Source organism: Streptomyces griseorubiginosus (assembly GCF_036345115.1).
GTDB classification, from domain to species: domain Bacteria; phylum Actinomycetota; class Actinomycetes; order Streptomycetales; family Streptomycetaceae; genus Streptomyces; species Streptomyces griseorubiginosus_C.
On record NZ_CP107766.1, the window covers coordinates 8,942,192 to 8,957,534 of the forward strand.

At 72.5% G+C, this 15,343-nt stretch carries 14 protein-coding genes; 6 read left to right on the plus strand and 8 right to left on the minus strand.

Annotated features, from left to right (window positions below):
• The first annotated feature begins 52 nt into the window (after nucleotides 1-52).
• A complete protein-coding gene (locus OHN19_RS40265) occupies nucleotides 53-688 on the plus strand; it encodes a chaplin (protein WP_419249709.1) in 636 nt (211 codons plus the stop codon).
• 113 nt (nucleotides 689-801) lie between these two features.
• Here the strand turns inward: OHN19_RS40265 and OHN19_RS40270 are convergent, their stop codons facing one another.
• From OHN19_RS40270 to OHN19_RS40285, 4 genes are all read right to left on the minus strand, one after another.
• A complete protein-coding gene (locus tag OHN19_RS40270) occupies nucleotides 802-1,545 on the minus strand; it encodes a class I SAM-dependent methyltransferase (RefSeq protein WP_330268954.1) in 744 nt (247 codons plus the stop codon).
• Nucleotides 1,546-1,560: 15 nt separating this feature from the next.
• On the minus strand, nucleotides 1,561-5,847 hold the full coding sequence (locus OHN19_RS40275) for an aminotransferase class I/II-fold pyridoxal phosphate-dependent enzyme (protein WP_330269823.1): 4,287 nt from the start codon (nucleotides 5,845-5,847) through the stop codon (nucleotides 1,561-1,563).
• A 134-nt stretch (nucleotides 5,848-5,981) separates the two neighbouring features.
• Entirely contained in the window at nucleotides 5,982-6,461 is a 480-nt protein-coding gene (locus tag OHN19_RS40280) for a nucleoside deaminase (RefSeq protein ID WP_330268955.1), read from the minus strand.
• A gap of 10 nt (nucleotides 6,462-6,471) precedes the next feature.
• On the minus strand, nucleotides 6,472-7,677 hold the full coding sequence (locus OHN19_RS40285) for an MFS transporter (RefSeq protein ID WP_330268956.1): 1,206 nt from the start codon (nucleotides 7,675-7,677) through the stop codon (nucleotides 6,472-6,474).
• A gap of 58 nt (nucleotides 7,678-7,735) precedes the next feature.
• Here OHN19_RS40285 and OHN19_RS40290 point away from each other — a divergent pair, with 58 nt between their 5' ends.
• The 3 genes from OHN19_RS40290 to OHN19_RS40300 are packed head-to-tail and all read left to right on the plus strand — an operon-like array spanning nucleotide 7,736 to nucleotide 10,005.
• Nucleotides 7,736-8,113 (plus strand): MerR family transcriptional regulator, encoded by a 378-nt coding sequence (locus OHN19_RS40290; RefSeq protein ID WP_330268957.1) that lies wholly within the window; start codon nucleotides 7,736-7,738, stop codon nucleotides 8,111-8,113.
• 41 nt (nucleotides 8,114-8,154) lie between these two features.
• Nucleotides 8,155-8,937, plus strand: coding sequence for a GNAT family N-acetyltransferase (locus tag OHN19_RS40295; protein ID WP_330268958.1), 783 nt, complete (start codon nucleotides 8,155-8,157; stop codon nucleotides 8,935-8,937).
• 54 nt (nucleotides 8,938-8,991) lie between these two features.
• A complete protein-coding gene (locus OHN19_RS40300) occupies nucleotides 8,992-10,005 on the plus strand; it encodes an NAD(P)-dependent oxidoreductase (protein WP_330268959.1) in 1,014 nt (337 codons plus the stop codon).
• On the opposite strand, the gene OHN19_RS40305 is transcribed toward OHN19_RS40300, so the two are convergent.
• Together OHN19_RS40305 and OHN19_RS40310 are read right to left on the minus strand one after the other, a co-directional pair.
• Complete coding sequence (locus tag OHN19_RS40305; RefSeq protein WP_330269824.1) at nucleotides 10,006-10,887, minus strand: GNAT family N-acetyltransferase; 882 nt, start codon at nucleotides 10,885-10,887, stop codon at nucleotides 10,006-10,008.
• A 222-nt stretch (nucleotides 10,888-11,109) separates the two neighbouring features.
• Nucleotides 11,110-11,373 (minus strand): GlsB/YeaQ/YmgE family stress response membrane protein, encoded by a 264-nt coding sequence (locus OHN19_RS40310; protein WP_330268960.1) that lies wholly within the window; start codon nucleotides 11,371-11,373, stop codon nucleotides 11,110-11,112.
• A gap of 264 nt (nucleotides 11,374-11,637) precedes the next feature.
• Here OHN19_RS40310 and OHN19_RS40315 point away from each other — a divergent pair, with 264 nt between their 5' ends.
• Nucleotides 11,638-13,098: a hydrolase gene (locus OHN19_RS40315; RefSeq protein ID WP_330268961.1), complete on the plus strand. Its 1,461-nt coding sequence runs from the start codon at nucleotides 11,638-11,640 to the stop codon at nucleotides 13,096-13,098.
• Nucleotides 13,099-13,290: 192 nt separating this feature from the next.
• Nucleotides 13,291-14,049 carry a phosphotransferase gene (locus OHN19_RS40320; protein WP_330269825.1) on the plus strand — a complete coding sequence of 253 codons (759 nt, stop codon included), beginning with the start codon at nucleotides 13,291-13,293 and terminating at the stop codon, nucleotides 14,047-14,049.
• Nucleotides 14,050-14,143: 94 nt separating this feature from the next.
• On the opposite strand, the gene OHN19_RS40325 is transcribed toward OHN19_RS40320, so the two are convergent.
• Both OHN19_RS40325 and OHN19_RS40330 read right to left on the minus strand, forming a co-directional pair.
• Entirely contained in the window at nucleotides 14,144-14,584 is a 441-nt protein-coding gene (locus OHN19_RS40325) for an SPW repeat protein (protein ID WP_330268962.1), read from the minus strand.
• Between the two features lie 151 nt (nucleotides 14,585-14,735).
• On the minus strand, nucleotides 14,736-15,275 hold the full coding sequence (locus OHN19_RS40330) for a sigma-70 family RNA polymerase sigma factor (protein ID WP_330269826.1): 540 nt from the start codon (nucleotides 15,273-15,275) through the stop codon (nucleotides 14,736-14,738).
• Nucleotides 15,276-15,343 lie beyond the last annotated feature (68 nt).

Sequence of the window (15,343 nt, forward strand, 5' to 3'; positions counted from 1 at the left end):
CGCGTCCATGTCTGGAAGGCAGGAACCGATGAGACGGGTTACCCGAAACGGCGTGATCGCCGTCGCCGCCGCGTCCGGGGCGATGGCCGTGACGATGCCGGCCCATGCCGGCGGCGCGGCGGACGGAGCCGCGGCGGGCTCGCCGGGGCTGCTCTCCGGCAACGCGGTGCAGCTCCCGGTGCACGTCCCGGTGAACGTGTGCGGGAACACCGTCGACGTGGTGGGGCTCCTCAACCCCGCCGTGGGCAACAGCTGCGGCAACGAGGACACCGGCGGGGCCGCGGCCGGTGGTCGCGTGGCGGGCGGCGGGGCGCGGGCCGAGGGTGACACCACGGACTCACCGGGCCTGCTGTCCGGCAACGGGGTACGGCTCCCGGCCCACCTCCCGGTCAACGTGAGCGGGAACTCCGTGAACGTGGTGGGCATCGGCAACACGTCGGTCGGCAACGAGTCCGTGAATGGTGCCGGCGACCACCCCGAGGCCCCGGCGCCCGCGGGACCCGCACCGCACACCCCGGCGAAGCACCACCCCGGCCCGCGCCCGGCACCCCACGTCCCCTCGGACACCGGGCCCGCCCTCGCCCACACCGGCGCGGACCAGATCCTGCCCGCCGCCCTGGGCAGCGCCGCGCTGGTGCTCGCCGGAGCCGCGGTCTACCGCCGGTCCCGCCCACGAGTCACCCACTGACACGGCACGGACGGAATCCCCCGCCGGCCGGCCACCCGGCCACCCTCGGCCCGCTCACCCGGGCCGGCCTGCTTACCCGGGCCCGTTCACCCGGCCCGCTCACCCCGGCCCCCTCAACCCCGCCCGTCAGCCCCCGCCACCCCCGTCAGCAGCACCATCCCGGAGTCCCCGTAGTCCGGGAGGGTCGGGTCGGGGGCGACGTGGGTGAGGGTGAGCCGGCGGGTGAGGGGGGCGAAGACCTCCCCGACCGTCTCCGGGTTCACCGGGCAGCCCGGCCAGGTCGAGGTCGGGCCGATGCGGTAGGTCGGCATGTTCTCCATGAACGCGGCGACCAGGAGCCCGCCCGGGACCACACAGCGCACGAAGGCCCGGCAGAACTCCGTGAACTCGGCGAAGTCCTCCGTGGCGCCCTCGGCGACGAAGTGCATCGACGCCAGCTCGTACCCGCCGGGCTCCAGATCGCGGACGTCCGCGTGGACCACCCGCACCTGCGCCAGCGACCCCGCGAGGGTCCTCGGCAGCGCGGGATTGAGCCGCCGGCACAGCGCGTGGAAGGGCAGCCAGCTCGCGTCGGGCCCGCAGACGATCTGCCGGCGCAGATACGCCACGTTGCCCGCGCCCGCCTCGACCGCGTCCACCTGGCGGCTCGCCGCCGACGCGAGGATCAGCGGATACAGGTTCGGCCCGGCACCGAACTCCACCGAGCGCGCCACACCGCCCGGCGGAAGGCGCCGGTAGAACGCCGAGTGGTGGGCGATGACCTCCGCGTCGGAGGGATGCACGTCCCGGTAGTTCTCGGCGAGATAGTCGGCGACCGGCCAGCGGTCCCAGTCCACGTCGTCGTTGTGCGTCAGCATCTCCGTCTCACCCCCTCATTGCCTCGGCCGCAGCCGGAACCGCTTCGACAGCGCGGTCAGCGTGCCGTTCAGCCGGTCGATGTCGTCGTCGGAGTTGAGGGCCGTGATCTGCACCCGGAAGCCGACCCGGTCGCGCGGCACGAGCGGATGGGCGGCGAGCGTCACGTAGATGCCCTCCTCCCACAGGAACGCGCCGACCGCGTCGAGGTCGGCCGGATCCCCCAGCGGGATCTCCAGGATGGGCAGCCGGTCGGTGTTGAAGGTGTGCACGTCGAGGTCGGCGAGATGGTCGAGCACCCGCACGGTCTTGCGGTACATGTCGGCCCGCAGCGCGTCCCCCCGGCGCTCGTTGACGTCGAGCCCGGCCAGCGCGGTGGCCAGCGACGCGGTGGGGGAGGGGCCCGAGTACAGGTAGGGGGCCGCGCTCGTCTTGAGGCGGTTCTTCAGATCGGTGGGCACCGCGAGGAAGGCCAGCAGGGACGAGTACGCCTTGGAGAAACCGCCGGCCATCACGATCCCGTCGTACGACTCCCCGGTGTGCCGCACCACGCCGTTGCCGCGCCGGCCGTACGGACACGGCTCGTCCGGCGTGCGCTCCCCGATCACACCGAAGCCGTGCGCGTCGTCGACGTACAGCGTGGCGCCCCGGTCCCGGCACAGCGCGGCCAGCACCGGCAGGTCGGGAAGGTTGCCGGTCATGCTGTTGACGCCGTCCAGGCAGACCAGGCGGGTGGTGCGTGCCGGCACCGAGGAGAGCAGCGCGTCCAGTTCCTCGGGGCGCTCGGCGTGGAAGCGGTGCAGGGTGGCGCCCTGGCCACGGGCGACCACGCAGCCGTCGTACACCGTCCGGTGCGCGCTCGCCTCGACGAAGACATGTCCGCCGTCGGCCAGGACCGGGATCACCGAGGCGTGGATGAGGGTCAGGGTCGGCAGCAGCAGGGTGTCCGGGGCGCCCAGCAGTGCGGCGAGCCGCTCCTCCAGCACCGGGTACAGCCGCGGACTGCCCAGCAGCCGCGACCAGCTGGGGTGGGTGCCCCACCGGCGTATCTCGGGGTGGATACGGGCCGCGATCTCCGGGTCCCAGTCGAAGCCGAGGTAGTTGCAGGACGCGAAGTCGGTCAGCCACTGGCCGCCGCTGCGGATCCGGCGCCCGCGCACCTCGTCGATCACCGCGTCGCTCATCGGACTGGTGCGCCGCAGGTGCTCGAGGCCCGCCGTGCGCTTCTCGGCGGCGGCCGACGGCGGGGAACGGCGGACCGAACGCCCGCTCGTGGTGGTGAAACCCGGCGCGAAGCGCCCGCCGCCCTGCCGCAGCGCCCGCTCGCTCTGTTCCACCGTCATCGGCCGGGCGAACAGGAAGCCCTGCCCGAACCGGCAGCCCATGCCGGCCAGCATGTCCCGCTGGGCCGGCTCCTCGATGCCCTCCGCGATCACCTGGAGGCCCAGGGTGTCGGCGATGCGGACGATGCCCTCGACGAGGGCGACCTGCTGGGCGTCGTGCGTGATGCCGTCGATGAACGTCTTGTCGATCTTCAGTACGTCGATGGGGAAGTCCCGCAGATAGCGCAGCGAGGAGAACCCGGTACCGAAGTCGTCGACCGCGATGTGCACCCCCAGGTCCTTCAGGGACTCGAGCACCGACTGGATCTGCGCGTCCCGGCGCAGCAGCAGCGTCTCGGTGAGTTCCAGCTGAAGGGAGCCCGGGGCGAGCCCCGGTGTCCGCAGGGCCCGTCCGACCTGGTCGAGGAACCCGGCGTCGCGGAACTGGCGGGCCGACACGTTCACGCTCACGTACGGCGCCTTCGCCGGCCCCGGCAGCTGCTGCAGGCCGGCGACGTCACCGACGGCGTTCTCCAGCACCCACGAGCCCAGCGGCGCGATGTGCCCGGTCTCCTCGGCGAGCGTGATGAACTGCTCCGGCGAGACGGGCCGGTGCGGGGCCCGCGGCCAGCGCACCAGCGCCTCGAACCCGACCACCTCGCCCGCGTCGATGTCCACGACCGGCTGGTAGCGCAGCGCGAACTCCTGCGCGGCGACCGCCCGGGCGAGCCGGCTCTGCAGATCGTGCCGCTCGACCATGCGGGCGCGCAGCATCGGGAGGAAGCGCCGCCACTGCCGTTTCCCGGCCGCCTTGGCCGCGTACAGCGCGAGGTCGGCGTGGCCGAGCAGTTCCTCCGCGTCGGTGCTGTCGCGGGCCGTGGCCACCCCCACGCTGGCCGACAGGCTCACCGACTCGTCACCGAGCACGAACGGCCTGGTCAGTGCCTGCACCACCTGCGCCGCGAGGAGTTCGGCGTCGAGCGGCTCCCGCGCGTCCTCCATCAGTACGGCGAACTCGTCGCCGCCGAGCCGGGCCGCCGTGTCGGTGCGCCTGAGGGTCCGGGTCAGCCGGTTGCCCACGTCGACGAGCAGATGGTCGCCGGCCGAGTGCCCCATCGTGTCGTTGACCTGTTTGAAGTCGTCGAGGTCGATGAAGAGCAGACAGGTCAGGGACGACTCGCGGCGACCGCGCAGCAGCGCACGCTCGATCCGCTCCAGAAGCAGCGTCCGGTTGGGCAGGCCGGTGAGCGAGTCGTGGAAGGCCCGCTGGGTCAGCTCGTGCTCCAGCCTGCGCTGCTCGGTCACATCGCGCAGGGTGACCACGAGCCCCGCCACGGTCCGCTCGTCCCGGAAGTCGCTGCACCGCACCTCCACCTCCACCCGGCCGGCCCGGTGCCGGACCCACCAGTGGTCGTGGGAGCCCTGCGGCCCGTTGTCGCGTACGGCGGTCAGCTCGCGGACCGCCCGGGCCCGGTCCCGGGGATCCACCAGGTCCGGCAGACAGGCGCCGACGAGGTCCGCGGTGCCGAAGACGGCGGCGGCGGAGGGGCTGGCGTACCGGATGGTGTCGTCGTCCTCCAGGATCAGGATGACGTCGGAGGTGTTGCGGACCAGGGTGCGGAAATAGGCCTCGCTCTCCCGACGGATCACCTCCTGGCGCAGCAGGACCCGTTCCATGGCGAGCCCGGCGTGGGAGGCGAGGATCTCCAGGGAGCCGTGCGTCTCCGTGAGCGCCTGCGGGGGACCGGCGACCAGCAGGACGCCGGGGTCCTGGGTGGCCGGGCGGTCGGGCGAGGTCATGGGGCACACCTGGACGGCCGGCAGTCCGTCCAGCCGGGAGGAGATTCCGGGCCCGAGTGCGGCGGGGGCCACCCGGCGGGCCTCCCGGGGGCGCAGCGGCGCCGCCTCCTCGGCGGAGAGCACCAGGGTCCGGTGCGGGACGGCTGGGCCCAGGAGCATGCCGACGGCCTCCTCGCAGGACCGCACGACCTCCTGCTGCCGTATCGCAGACACCAGGGACTCGGCCGCCCGGCGCAGGGCCAGCTCGCGGGCTACCGCACCCCGGTGCGCCACGACCATGCCCGCCAGCCGCAGGATGACGAGCAGGAACAGCAGGGCGGAGAAGGCGGCGATCACCGCCGTGTGGTGGGGGTTGTGGGAGGCCGCCTCGTACAGGAGGATCCCCGGCGCGATGAGCGTGACCCCGGCCAGCATCACGAGCCGGTGCGGCGGCGGAAGCGGGGACGGCTTCTGCGGCAGGGCGGCGGTGAGCGCGGTCATCGAGGAGTGCAGCGCGGCCAGGCCCCACGCCGTGTAGAAGACGATCCACCCGGCGTCCAGCGCGGTACCCGCCTGCCAGATCGCGTTGAGCTGGAGGATGCCGTAGGCGATGTCGAAGCCGAGCAGGGTGACCGTGCCGACCACCAGCAGCTGGACCGACCGGTTGGGCCCCTCGACCGAGCTGGGGGTGAGCAGCCGGGCCAGCAGGGCCAGGACCAGCACGTCACCGAGCGGGTAGGCGATGCTGATGGCCCGCTGCTCCCAGGTCAGGCCGTCGACCTCGGCGAGCGGCTGCACCAGGTAGACCCACACGGGCAGCGCGAGACCGGCCGTCACGATCAGCGCGTCGAGGAGGCTGGGCAGGTCGTGGCCCGCCCAGCGGTAGCGGATCAGGCCGGACAGGCCTATGGCGAAGAGCGGATAGGTGGTGAGGTAGAGGGCGTCGGAGGGGGAGGGGAAGGGGTTGGAGGCGTGGAAGTACTCCTCCATGACGTTGTAGTACGTGTCCCCGGCGATGAAGGTGAGCAGGCCCGCCGCCAGCGTCCACCAGGGCCAGCGGTGCGCGGGCCGGTTGAGCCGGATGCCCGCGAGCACGGCGCCCACTCCGGCGAGTCCGATCACGGCCCACACGGGGCTGAGGGCGGCGGGCACCGTCATGTAGACGAGAGTGGCGACGGCGACCAGCCCGACATGGATGACCATCGCCCGATGTGCCGACTGCAAGGGCGAGCGCCTCCCCCCACTGGCCGCTGGAGGAAACCGGGTCTTCCACCTGGTCCTGGATCATTTTCGATCGTATGCACGCGGATGGCGGCCTGCATCCCGGGAGATCGGGCTCAGCGCCGGTGGAACCGGTGGTGCAACTTCCGTACACGCTCGGTGAACTCGGGCACCGGGCCGTCCACGACCACCCCGGGGGCGATCTCTTCGACCGACAGGGTCCGCACCGGTGGCGCCGGGACACCCAACTCGCCCAGCCAAGCGGCGAGTTGCTGGGAGGAGGCGACGTACACGATGCGGCCGAGGCCCACCCAGGCGTGCGCGGCCGCGCACATCGGGCAGTGCTCGCCGGAGGTGTACACGGTCGCCGCCGCGCGCTCCTCGGGCGTCAGGTGGGCGGCCGACCATCGGGCCAGCTCGAACTCCGGGTGCCGGGTGCGGTCGCCGGAGGCCACGCGGTTGTGGTCCTCGGCGAGGATCCCGCCGTCGGCGCCCACCAGGACCGAGCCGAACGGCTCGTCCCCGGCCTCCAGCGCCTCCTCGGCCAGCTCGACGCAGCGGCGGATATACGGCAGTTCGGTTGTCTTCACGACCATGCACCCGAGCCTAGGAGCCCCGCCGCCTGGACGGAAACGCGTTTCGCCTGCCCAAGGCCACGACCCCGAGGGCCACCGCGACCAAGGGCAGCGCGGTCCACGGCAGCGCCGCCGCTCCCGGGCCCGCCAGCACCACACCCCCGGTCAGCGAACCCGCAGCGATCCCCGCGTTGTACACCGTGGTCTGCAACGAGGTGGCCACGTCCGCCCGCTCCGGCCCCGAGGCGTCGACCAGCGCCGTCTGGATCAGCGTCGGCGCACCCCCGAAGGCGAGACCCCACAGGACGACCGCGACCGGCAGCACACCGGGCACCCCGGCGGCCAGGCCCAGCGTCAGCAGCACGGCCGCGCACAGCCCCAGCGCGCCGAGCAGCGCCGTCCGCGGAAACCGGTCCACCAGCACCCCGGTGATCCAGATCCCCGGCACCGTGGCCACCCCGAACAGCAGCAGCACCAGCCCCGTACGGCCGAACCCGGCATACGCCGCGAACGGAGCGACGTACGTGTACATCACCTGGTGCCCCACCAGGAGGAACAGCGTCACGGACAGCACGGCGGGGACGCCCGGCAGCACGGCCACCCGGGCGAGCGGCACGCGCGCGTGCGCCGCCTCACCCGGAAACCCGGGCACGCGCGCGTGGGTCCACCCGGCCAGCAGCACCGCGACCGCGGACAGCGCCCCGAAGGCCGGACGCCAGCCCACCGCCTCGGCCAGCGCCGTCCCGGCCGGAACGCCCAGGGACAGCGCGAGGGTGATCCCGGCGAGGACGACCGCGATCGCCCGGCCGCGCCGCTCGGGCGGCACCATCCGAGCCGCACAGCCGGCGAGCATCGCCCAGAGCGTCCCGCCCATGCACCCGGCCACGAGGCGCGCCCCGAAGGTGAGCGCGTACGACGACGACAGCGCGACCACCGCGTTGCTCACCGCGAACCCGATCAGCGTGCCCACGAGCACCGGCCGGCGCGGCAGCCCGCGCAGCAGCGCCGTGAGCGGGATCGCGGCGGCGAAGGACGCCACCGCGTACCCGGTGACCAGGAAGCCGACCCGGGCCTCGGAGACGCCCAGCGCCGGGGCCATGCGCGGCAGCAGGCCCGCGGGCAGCAGTTCGGTCAGTACGGCGGTGAAGGCGGCCGTCGACAGGGCGAGCAGCCCGGACCACGGCAGGGGCGCGGACGCGGACAGGGCTGTGCCCTTGGCCGGGGAGGTCGTGGACATGCGACCATGCTCGGACCTTCACATCAGTGTGAAGGCAAGGGCGGCCCTGGAGGACATCATGAGGATCGGTGAACTGTCCCGCCGTACCGGCGTCCCGACCAGGCTGCTGCGCTACTACGAGGAGCAGGACCTGCTCGCCCCCGAGCGCGCCGGCAACGGCTACCGCGACTACGGCGAGGCGGCGGTCCGGGACGTGCAGCAGATCCGCGGACTGCTGGACTCGGGCCTGACCACGGAGATGATCCGCGCGATCCTGCCGTACCTGTCGGGGCCCGAGGAGATCCTGCTGCCGCCCGAGCACCTCACCCCGGAGACGGCCGCCCTGCTGGAGGCCCACGTCGACCGCATCCAGGCCCGGATCGACTGCCTGGCCCGCAACCGCGACCGGCTCAGCGCCTACCTGACGGCGGTGCGAACGGCGGCCGAGCGGCCGTAAACGCCATTGCCGCGCGGGCGCCCGGATGATGGAGTGGGCCCATGGATCATGTAGCGGTACTCGCGCTCTTCGACCGGGACATGCGCGAAGGCGCACAGCCGGACGGCCCCGGTGCCCGTGTGGAGCGGGACGGCCGGGTGGTCCGCCAGGTCGCCGCCGACCAGGGCTGGAACGGCGTCGTCTGGTCCGATCTGGACGAGACCAACGCCGACAGGGCGATCGCCGACCAGGTCGCGTACTACACCGGACTCGGCCGCGAGTTCGAGTGGAAGCTGTACGGCCACGACCTGCCCGTGGACCTCGAACAGCGACTCAGATCGGCCGGATTCACGCCCGAGCCCGAGGAGACGCTGATGATCGCCGAGGTCGCCGACCTCTCCCTGGACGTCGATCCGCCCGAGGGCGTCCGGTTCCTCCCGGTCACCGACCAGGCGGGCGTCGACCTCGTGGCGGACGTCCACGAGAAGGCGTTCGGCACCGACAGCTCCCGGCTGCGGCACCAGCTGCTCGCCCGGCTCCGCGACGACCCCGAGACGGTGGTCGCGGTCGTCGCGCTCGCCGGTGACGAGCCGGTCAGCGCGGCCCGGATGGAGCTGGTGCCCGGCACCCGGTTCGCCGGCCTGTGGGGCGGCGGCACCGTCGAGGGCTGGCGCGGCCGCGGCATCTACCGGGCCCTGGTCGCCCACCGCGCCCGCGCCGCCGTGGCCCGCGGCTACCGCTACCTCCAGGTCGACGCGCTGCCCACCAGCCGCCCCATCCTGGAACGCCTCGGCTTCGAACCGCTGACGACGACGCAGCCGCACGTGTACCAGCCCCGGCCCTGAGCAGGTCGTGCGCCCGGATGTCACATCCCGGGCCGCCCGATCCGTCGCATCGGCATGACGACGAACCAGAACCAGCAGCGGGGCGAGAGCCGGGAGCAGGCCGAGAGCCGGGAGCAGGCCGAGAGCCGGGAGCAGGGCGGGAGCCCGGAGCGGGGCCAGAGCCAGAGCATCCTCCTCGCCGGCGCCAGTGGCGTCCTCGGGCGGCACATCGCCCGGGCCCTCACCGACGCGGGCCACAAGGTCACCGGTCTCGGACGGAGCGTCGGCAACGGCGTCCGGGCCGACCTCATGGACCGTGACGCCCTGCTGCGCGCGGTGGACGGACAGCACTTCGACACGGTCGTCCACGCGGCGACCGCCCTGCGCAAGCCGCCGATGCGCCACCGCGACATGCACGCCACCGACGCCCTGCGCACCGAGGGCACCGCGCACCTGATCGAGGCCGCCCGGCTGACCGGGGCCCGCCGTTTCATCGCCGAGTCGATGGTCTTCGGATACGGCTACGGCGACTTCGGCGACCAGGTGATCACCGAGGAGGACGAGTACGGCCCCCGTGGCACCACCCCGGAGCTGGAACGGCACCTCGCGGGGATGCGGACAAAAGAGCAACTCACCTTCGGCACGCCCGGGTTGGAGGGCATCGCGCTGCGCTTCGGCGCCTTCTACGGCCCCGGCGGCACCGAGACCATCCTGGAACTCCTGCGCAAGCGGCAGCTGCCCACCCCCGCGGACCGCGGCCGGGTCCTGCCGTGGGTCGAACTGAGCGACGCGGGCCGCGCGGTGGCCGCCGCCGTCGTACACGGTCGGCCGGGGCAGGCGTACAACGTCATGGACCGCACGCCGATCGGATTCCGGGGTCATCTGCTGTGCGTGGCAGAGGAGTTCGGGCTGCCGAAGCCGATGGCCGTACCGCTGTGGGCGACCAGGCCGCTGTCCTACGCGCACACGATGTTCTCGTCGAGCATGCGGGTGTCCGCCGCGAAGGCCGAGCGGGAGCTGGGCTGGACGCCCGCGTACCCCGCCGGCCGCGACGGCCTGGCCGCGCTCCGGGCCGCGACCGCCGGGTGATCACAGGTCGAGCTGGTACTCCAGGGCCTTGTGCGTCGGGACGTACCCGAGGGCGGCGTTGACGGCGAGCATCGGCGCGTTGCTGTCCGCGGTGTCGGTGCACAACCCCGCGAGTCGCGGGTGCCGTTCACGGGCGTGACGGATGGACGCGGCCTTCATCCAGCGGGCGAGCCCGCGGCCACGGTGCTCGGGCAGCACGGCGGTGCCGTAGTGCTGTCCGTCGCCCAACCCGTCGCCGCCGACGACCAGTTCGGAGAAACCGACCACACTGCCGTCGGCCTCGTGCACCGCGGCCACGGTGTGCAGCAGCTCTCCGCGCCGCGCGACGGCCTGTGCCGCCGCGACGACCCGCTCCACGTCCCACACGACCGTCCCGAAGTCCGTGCCCTCCATCGGCATGTCGTCCATCGCGCGCCGTGAGTCGGCGAACGACCGCGCCAGCTTCTCGGGCACAGTGCCCTCCCACGCGGTCAACCGGTAACCGGGGTGCGGCAGTTCGACGAGAGCGTCGAGAGCCGCGTGGTCCAGGTCGGCCAGTGCGAGCCGCGCGTAGGTGAGCGCCAGGACCTGCCGGAAGCCGCGCGCGGCCAGGAACAGGTCGGCGGGGGAGCCCTGCACCGCCTGGGCGATCACCGACCGCCGCCGCTCCGCCCTCGCCGCGTCCACGGCGGCCTCCAGGAGCCGGGTGCCGATGCCCCGCCGCCGCTCGGCCCCGTGCACCGCGAGGTTCAGCTCGGCCAGGTGCTCCTGCCCCTCCTTCATGAACAGCCGCAGGAAGGCGGACCCGAGGGGAACCCCGTCCTCGTCCGAGGCCAGCCAGGCCAGCCGGCGGCCGGCGGCACCGGGTTCGGGATCGGCGAGCGGGGTGAGGTGGAAGGACAAGCGGGTCTCCGTCACGGAAGGGAGGTCGGCGAGCGGTCGAAGCTAATCGCCGGGACCTGGGGCCCGCAACGGGATTTGGGTCCGCGCGGGGCGCCATGGCCGCCGTGACGCCGGCGGTGCGCCGGACTCCGGCGCACCGCGCTGCCACCCGTGCCGTTCCTCCGTACCGTCCGCGTTGTTCTTCGGTACGGCCGTCAGTGGCGCTGTTCTTCGGTACGGCCGTCAGCGGCGCGCCTTCGAGCGGTCCAGCGCCGCCACGCCGACCGCGGCGAGACCGATCTGGATGAGCCACTCGACCCAGTCGACGCCGTCGGTGTCGGCCACGTCGAAGGCCCCGGCGATCGCCGAGCCGATGAGCGCGGCCACGATGCCGACCAGGATGGTCCACAGGATCCCGATGCGCTGACGGCCCGGAACCACGAGCCGGCCCAGCACACCGATCACGATGCCGATCACGATGGCACTGATGATGCCGTCGACTTCCATCTCCGCCCCTTTTCCGGTGGGCTCCGACGAGCCCCGATGCAGAGCGGATGCCCGCTGACGGCGGCCGCAGTCCGGCTCCGTACCAACCGTGGGTCAACACCCGGTCAACCCTCGTCGTGCACCTGGTCAACCCTCGTCGAGGAAACTGGAACGAACTCGTCCGGACTTCTGTATGACATGTACCGTTCAAATTACTCGCGTATCTATGCGCGTAGTTCCTCCCCCCAGCACCACCCTCCCCAACTCCTCACGGAGGTATGCCGGATGCCCGGACTCACCGTTCCCCGCCACAGACTCGGCGCGGTCCTCGCCGGATTCACCCTGGTCGCCGCAGGCGTCGCCGTGCAGGCCGCCGCCACCCCCGCCGCCGCTGCCACCCCGCACCGGATCCTCTTCGACGACGGCCACGCCGAGGAGGCGGGCAACGCGGACTGGATCATCTCCACCAGCAAGCCCGACCCGCTCTCCCAGGACTCCTCCCCGTCGTCGGAGACGGACTGGACCGGCGCGCTGTCGTCCTGGGGCGTCGCCCTCCAGAAGACCGGCTCCTACAGCCTCAAGACCGCGACGAGCGCCCTCACTTACGGCGGCTCCTCGGCCACCGACCTGTCGAACTTCGACACCCTGGTCCTGCCCGAGCCCAACACGCTCTTCACCGCCGCCGAGAAGACGGCGATCATGACTTTCGTGAAGAACGGCGGCGGCCTCTTCATGATCTCCGACCACACCGGCTCGGACCGCAACAACGACGGTGAGGACGCGGTCGAGATCCTCAACGACCTGATGGCCAACAACAGCGTCGACTCCACCGACCCGTTCGGCTTCTCCATCGACTCGCTGAACATCAGCTCCGACTACCCCGCGGCGATCAGCGACAGCAGCAACCCGGTGCTGCACGGCTCCTTCGGCGGCGTCACCAAGAGCCTCATCGCCAGCGGCACCACGGCCACCCTCAAGCCCGCCGACAACTCCTCCGTCAAGGGCCTGCTCTACCGCACCGGTTACTCCGGCAACACCGGCGCCTTCTTCGCGACCAGCACCTTCGGCAGCGGGCGGGTCGCCTTCTGGGGCGACAGCTCACCCGTCGACGACGGCACCGGCCAGTCCGGCAACACGCTCTACGACGGCTGGAACGACTCCGGCGCCACCAACGCGGCCCTCGCGCTGAACGCCACCGAGTGGCTGTCCGGCGCGAGCGGCAGCGGCGGGGGTGGCACCGGCGGGGGTGGCACCGGCGGCGGCTCCGGCACCTGCACCGCCGCCCAGTTGCTCGGCAACAACGGCTTCGAGTCGGGCAGCACCACCTGGAGCGGCAGCAGCGGTGTCATCACCAACTCCAGCAGCCAGGCACCCCGTTCGGGCTCGTACTACGCCTGGCTCGACGGCTACGGCACCGCCACCACCGACACGCTCTCGCAGACGGTGACCATCCCGTCCGGCTGCACGACCGCCGCGCTCAGCTTCTACCTGCACGTCGACACGGCGGAGACCACCACCAGCACGGCGTACGACACGCTGAAGGTCCAGGTCCTCAACAGCTCCGGCACCGTCCTCGGCACCCTGGCGACCTACTCCAACCTCAACGCGGCCTCCGGCTACACCCAGCGCAGCTTCAGCCTGGCGGGCTACGCGGGCCAGACCGTCACCCTCAAGTTCACCGGCACGGAGGGCTCCACCCTCCAGACCTCGTTCGTCCTCGACGACACGGCACTGAACGTCAGCTGACCACCGCCGGAACACACCCGGCAGCGTCCGCCACCCCGGCCTCGATGCCGCTCGCGGCGCGCCCGTCGGTCACCCCCTCGCAGGGTGCCCCCGACGGGCGCCCGTGCGCCCGCGACCGGGACTCCGTCAGGGGTGCGGCCGTAGCCTTCGAGGCGTAAGGGTCGGACGAAGGTGAAGGGTCGGTTCGTGTCCATGGAGCGATCCCGGGCCGGGGGAGGTGGTCGGGTGGAGGAGTCGGTGCTCGGTGGGGGCGTGGTCAACGAGGTCGTCCGGATCGGCGACACCGTGCGGCGCACACCGTCGCAACGGTCGGACTTCGTACGGGAGTTGCTCGCACTGTTCGAGAGGGCCGGCTGGCCGGGGGCACCGCGCTTCCTCGGCACCGACGGGCACGGCCGGGAGATGTTCGGCTACCTCGAGGGCCGGGCCGCCGTGACCCCGCGCGAGCGCGCCGCCGCCCGTACGGACGAGGCGCTGGTGGAGGTCGCCCGGCTCGTCCGTGCCTTCCACGACCTGACCCACGGGACGGCGCTCGCCGAAGACCAGGACGTGGTCTGCCACAACGACCTCGCGCCTAAGAACACCGTGTACACCGCGTGGCGCCCCACGGCTTTCCTCGACTGGGACCTGGCCGCTCCGGGCGAGCGGATCCACGACCTCGCCCATGTGTGCTGGCAGTACCTCGACCTCGGGCCGGGCGTCACCGACGTACGGGACACCGCTCGCCGGATCCGGCTGATCTGCGACGCCTACGGCCTGGACGGACGGGACGGGCTGCTGGACACGGTGCTGTGGTGGCAGGACCGGTGCCGGAGCGGAATCGAGGCCGGAGCGCTGCGGGGTGAGCCCGCCATGCTCCGGCTGTGCGCGCTGGGGGCCGTGGAAGAAGTGCGCGCCGCGCGGGAGTGGGTGGCCGGTCACCGGCGCGAGCTGGGTGCCTTCCTGAAGTGACGCCGGCCTGGCCGGGAGCCGTCCTTGGTGCCAGCGGGAGGGTCGGTCCACGTCAGGCGGACCGGCCCTCCCGTCTCCTGTGCCGCGGGACGCCCTACGGCTTGGGGGCGCTCTTCGCCGCCGTGGCGGTGCACATCAGCCCCAGGATCACCGCGAGGGCGCCGATGATGATGTTGTTCAGTGCCACACCGGCGTCGGGGCTGTCACCGACGACCCAGGGCGCGATGATCATCCAGACGCCGACCGCGCAGAAGGCCCAGCTGAGGCCGTACATGCGGTCGGGGGTCTGGGTGAACCCGAGGGCGAGCAGGCCGATCGCAATGCCCACGATGAGGTTGTGGGTCACGAGAGCGGGCTGGCTCGTCGTGTAGTGGAGGATCCAGGGGGACACGGCGCAGTACAGACCGAGCAGGAACACCGGTCCGTCCACGAGCGCCACATCGCGACCGCCGAGCATGCGGGCGTAGCGTTCCCGCATTTCCGAAGCATCGGGGTGGCTGGTGATGTCACCTCGGGTGTGCGAGACGTTGGCCATGACGCGTCTCCTTTGACTCACAGGCCTGACCGCGTGGGTGCGGTGTGCGGTAAGCGCCGCCTGTGTACATTCTGCGCTTATTTTTCCTTTATGTGTAGCGATCCGTGGAGTGCTCGCGGGCCCTCGGACAGTGCCTGGGCGGCGCCTGAGATCAACGCACCGTTTCTGCATCGAAGATGCATTCGAGTCCGCGCCGCAGCCGGTGCATTCCGCGCCGCGCGTGGCTCTTCACCGTGCCCAACGGCCACCCCGTGCGTTCGGCGATCTGGACCTGGCTCAGGTCCTCGTAGAACGTCAGCCGGAGCACCCGCTGCTGGGCCGAGGGGAGTTTGGCGAGCTCGGCGCGCACGACCAGCCCGTCCAGGGTCGCCTCGGTCCGGTCCTCGGTGTGCGGGGGCAGGGCGAGCCGGGGTCCCGCCGAGGCGACCAGGTCGAACCGGCGGCCGCGTGCCCGGAGGGCGTCGGCGATCTTGCGGCGGGTGATGCCCGCGATCCACCCGGTGAGCGTCCCCCGCTCGGGCCGGTAGCCCCGCCGCCCGTGCCACACGCCGATGAAGACCTGCTGGGTGACGTCCTCCGCCTCCTTCGCGTCCCCCAGGGAGCGCCGGGCCAGCGTGTGCACGAGGGGCGACCAGCGGCGGTAGGCCAGCGCCAGGCACGCCTCGTCCCCCGCCGCCAGCCCCCGCGCCAACTCCTCGTCGCCGGACGACTCCTCGCCGGACGACTCCTCGCCGGACGACTCCTCGCCGGACGACTCCT

Excerpts from the sequence above, each read along its gene's own strand:
- OHN19_RS40270 (WP_330268954.1), bottom strand. The coding sequence starts at position 1,545 with ATGCTGACGCACAACGACGACGTGGACTGGGACCGCTGGCCGGTCGCC.
- OHN19_RS40275 (WP_330269823.1), bottom strand. The coding sequence starts at position 5,847 with ATGGTCATCCATGTCGGGCTGGTCGCCGTCGCCACTCTCGTCTACATG.
- OHN19_RS40280 (WP_330268955.1), bottom strand. The coding sequence starts at position 6,461 with ATGGTCGTGAAGACAACCGAACTGCCGTATATCCGCCGCTGCGTCGAG.
- OHN19_RS40285 (WP_330268956.1), bottom strand. The coding sequence starts at position 7,677 with ATGTCCACGACCTCCCCGGCCAAGGGCACAGCCCTGTCCGCGTCCGCG.
- OHN19_RS40290 (WP_330268957.1), top strand. The coding sequence starts at position 7,736 with ATGAGGATCGGTGAACTGTCCCGCCGTACCGGCGTCCCGACCAGGCTG.
- OHN19_RS40295 (WP_330268958.1), top strand. The coding sequence starts at position 8,155 with ATGGATCATGTAGCGGTACTCGCGCTCTTCGACCGGGACATGCGCGAA.
- OHN19_RS40300 (WP_330268959.1), top strand. The coding sequence starts at position 8,992 with ATGACGACGAACCAGAACCAGCAGCGGGGCGAGAGCCGGGAGCAGGCC.
- OHN19_RS40310 (WP_330268960.1), bottom strand. The coding sequence starts at position 11,373 with ATGGAAGTCGACGGCATCATCAGTGCCATCGTGATCGGCATCGTGATC.
- OHN19_RS40315 (WP_330268961.1), top strand. The coding sequence starts at position 11,638 with ATGCCCGGACTCACCGTTCCCCGCCACAGACTCGGCGCGGTCCTCGCC.
- OHN19_RS40320 (WP_330269825.1), top strand. The coding sequence starts at position 13,291 with ATGGAGCGATCCCGGGCCGGGGGAGGTGGTCGGGTGGAGGAGTCGGTG.
- OHN19_RS40325 (WP_330268962.1), bottom strand. The coding sequence starts at position 14,584 with ATGGCCAACGTCTCGCACACCCGAGGTGACATCACCAGCCACCCCGAT.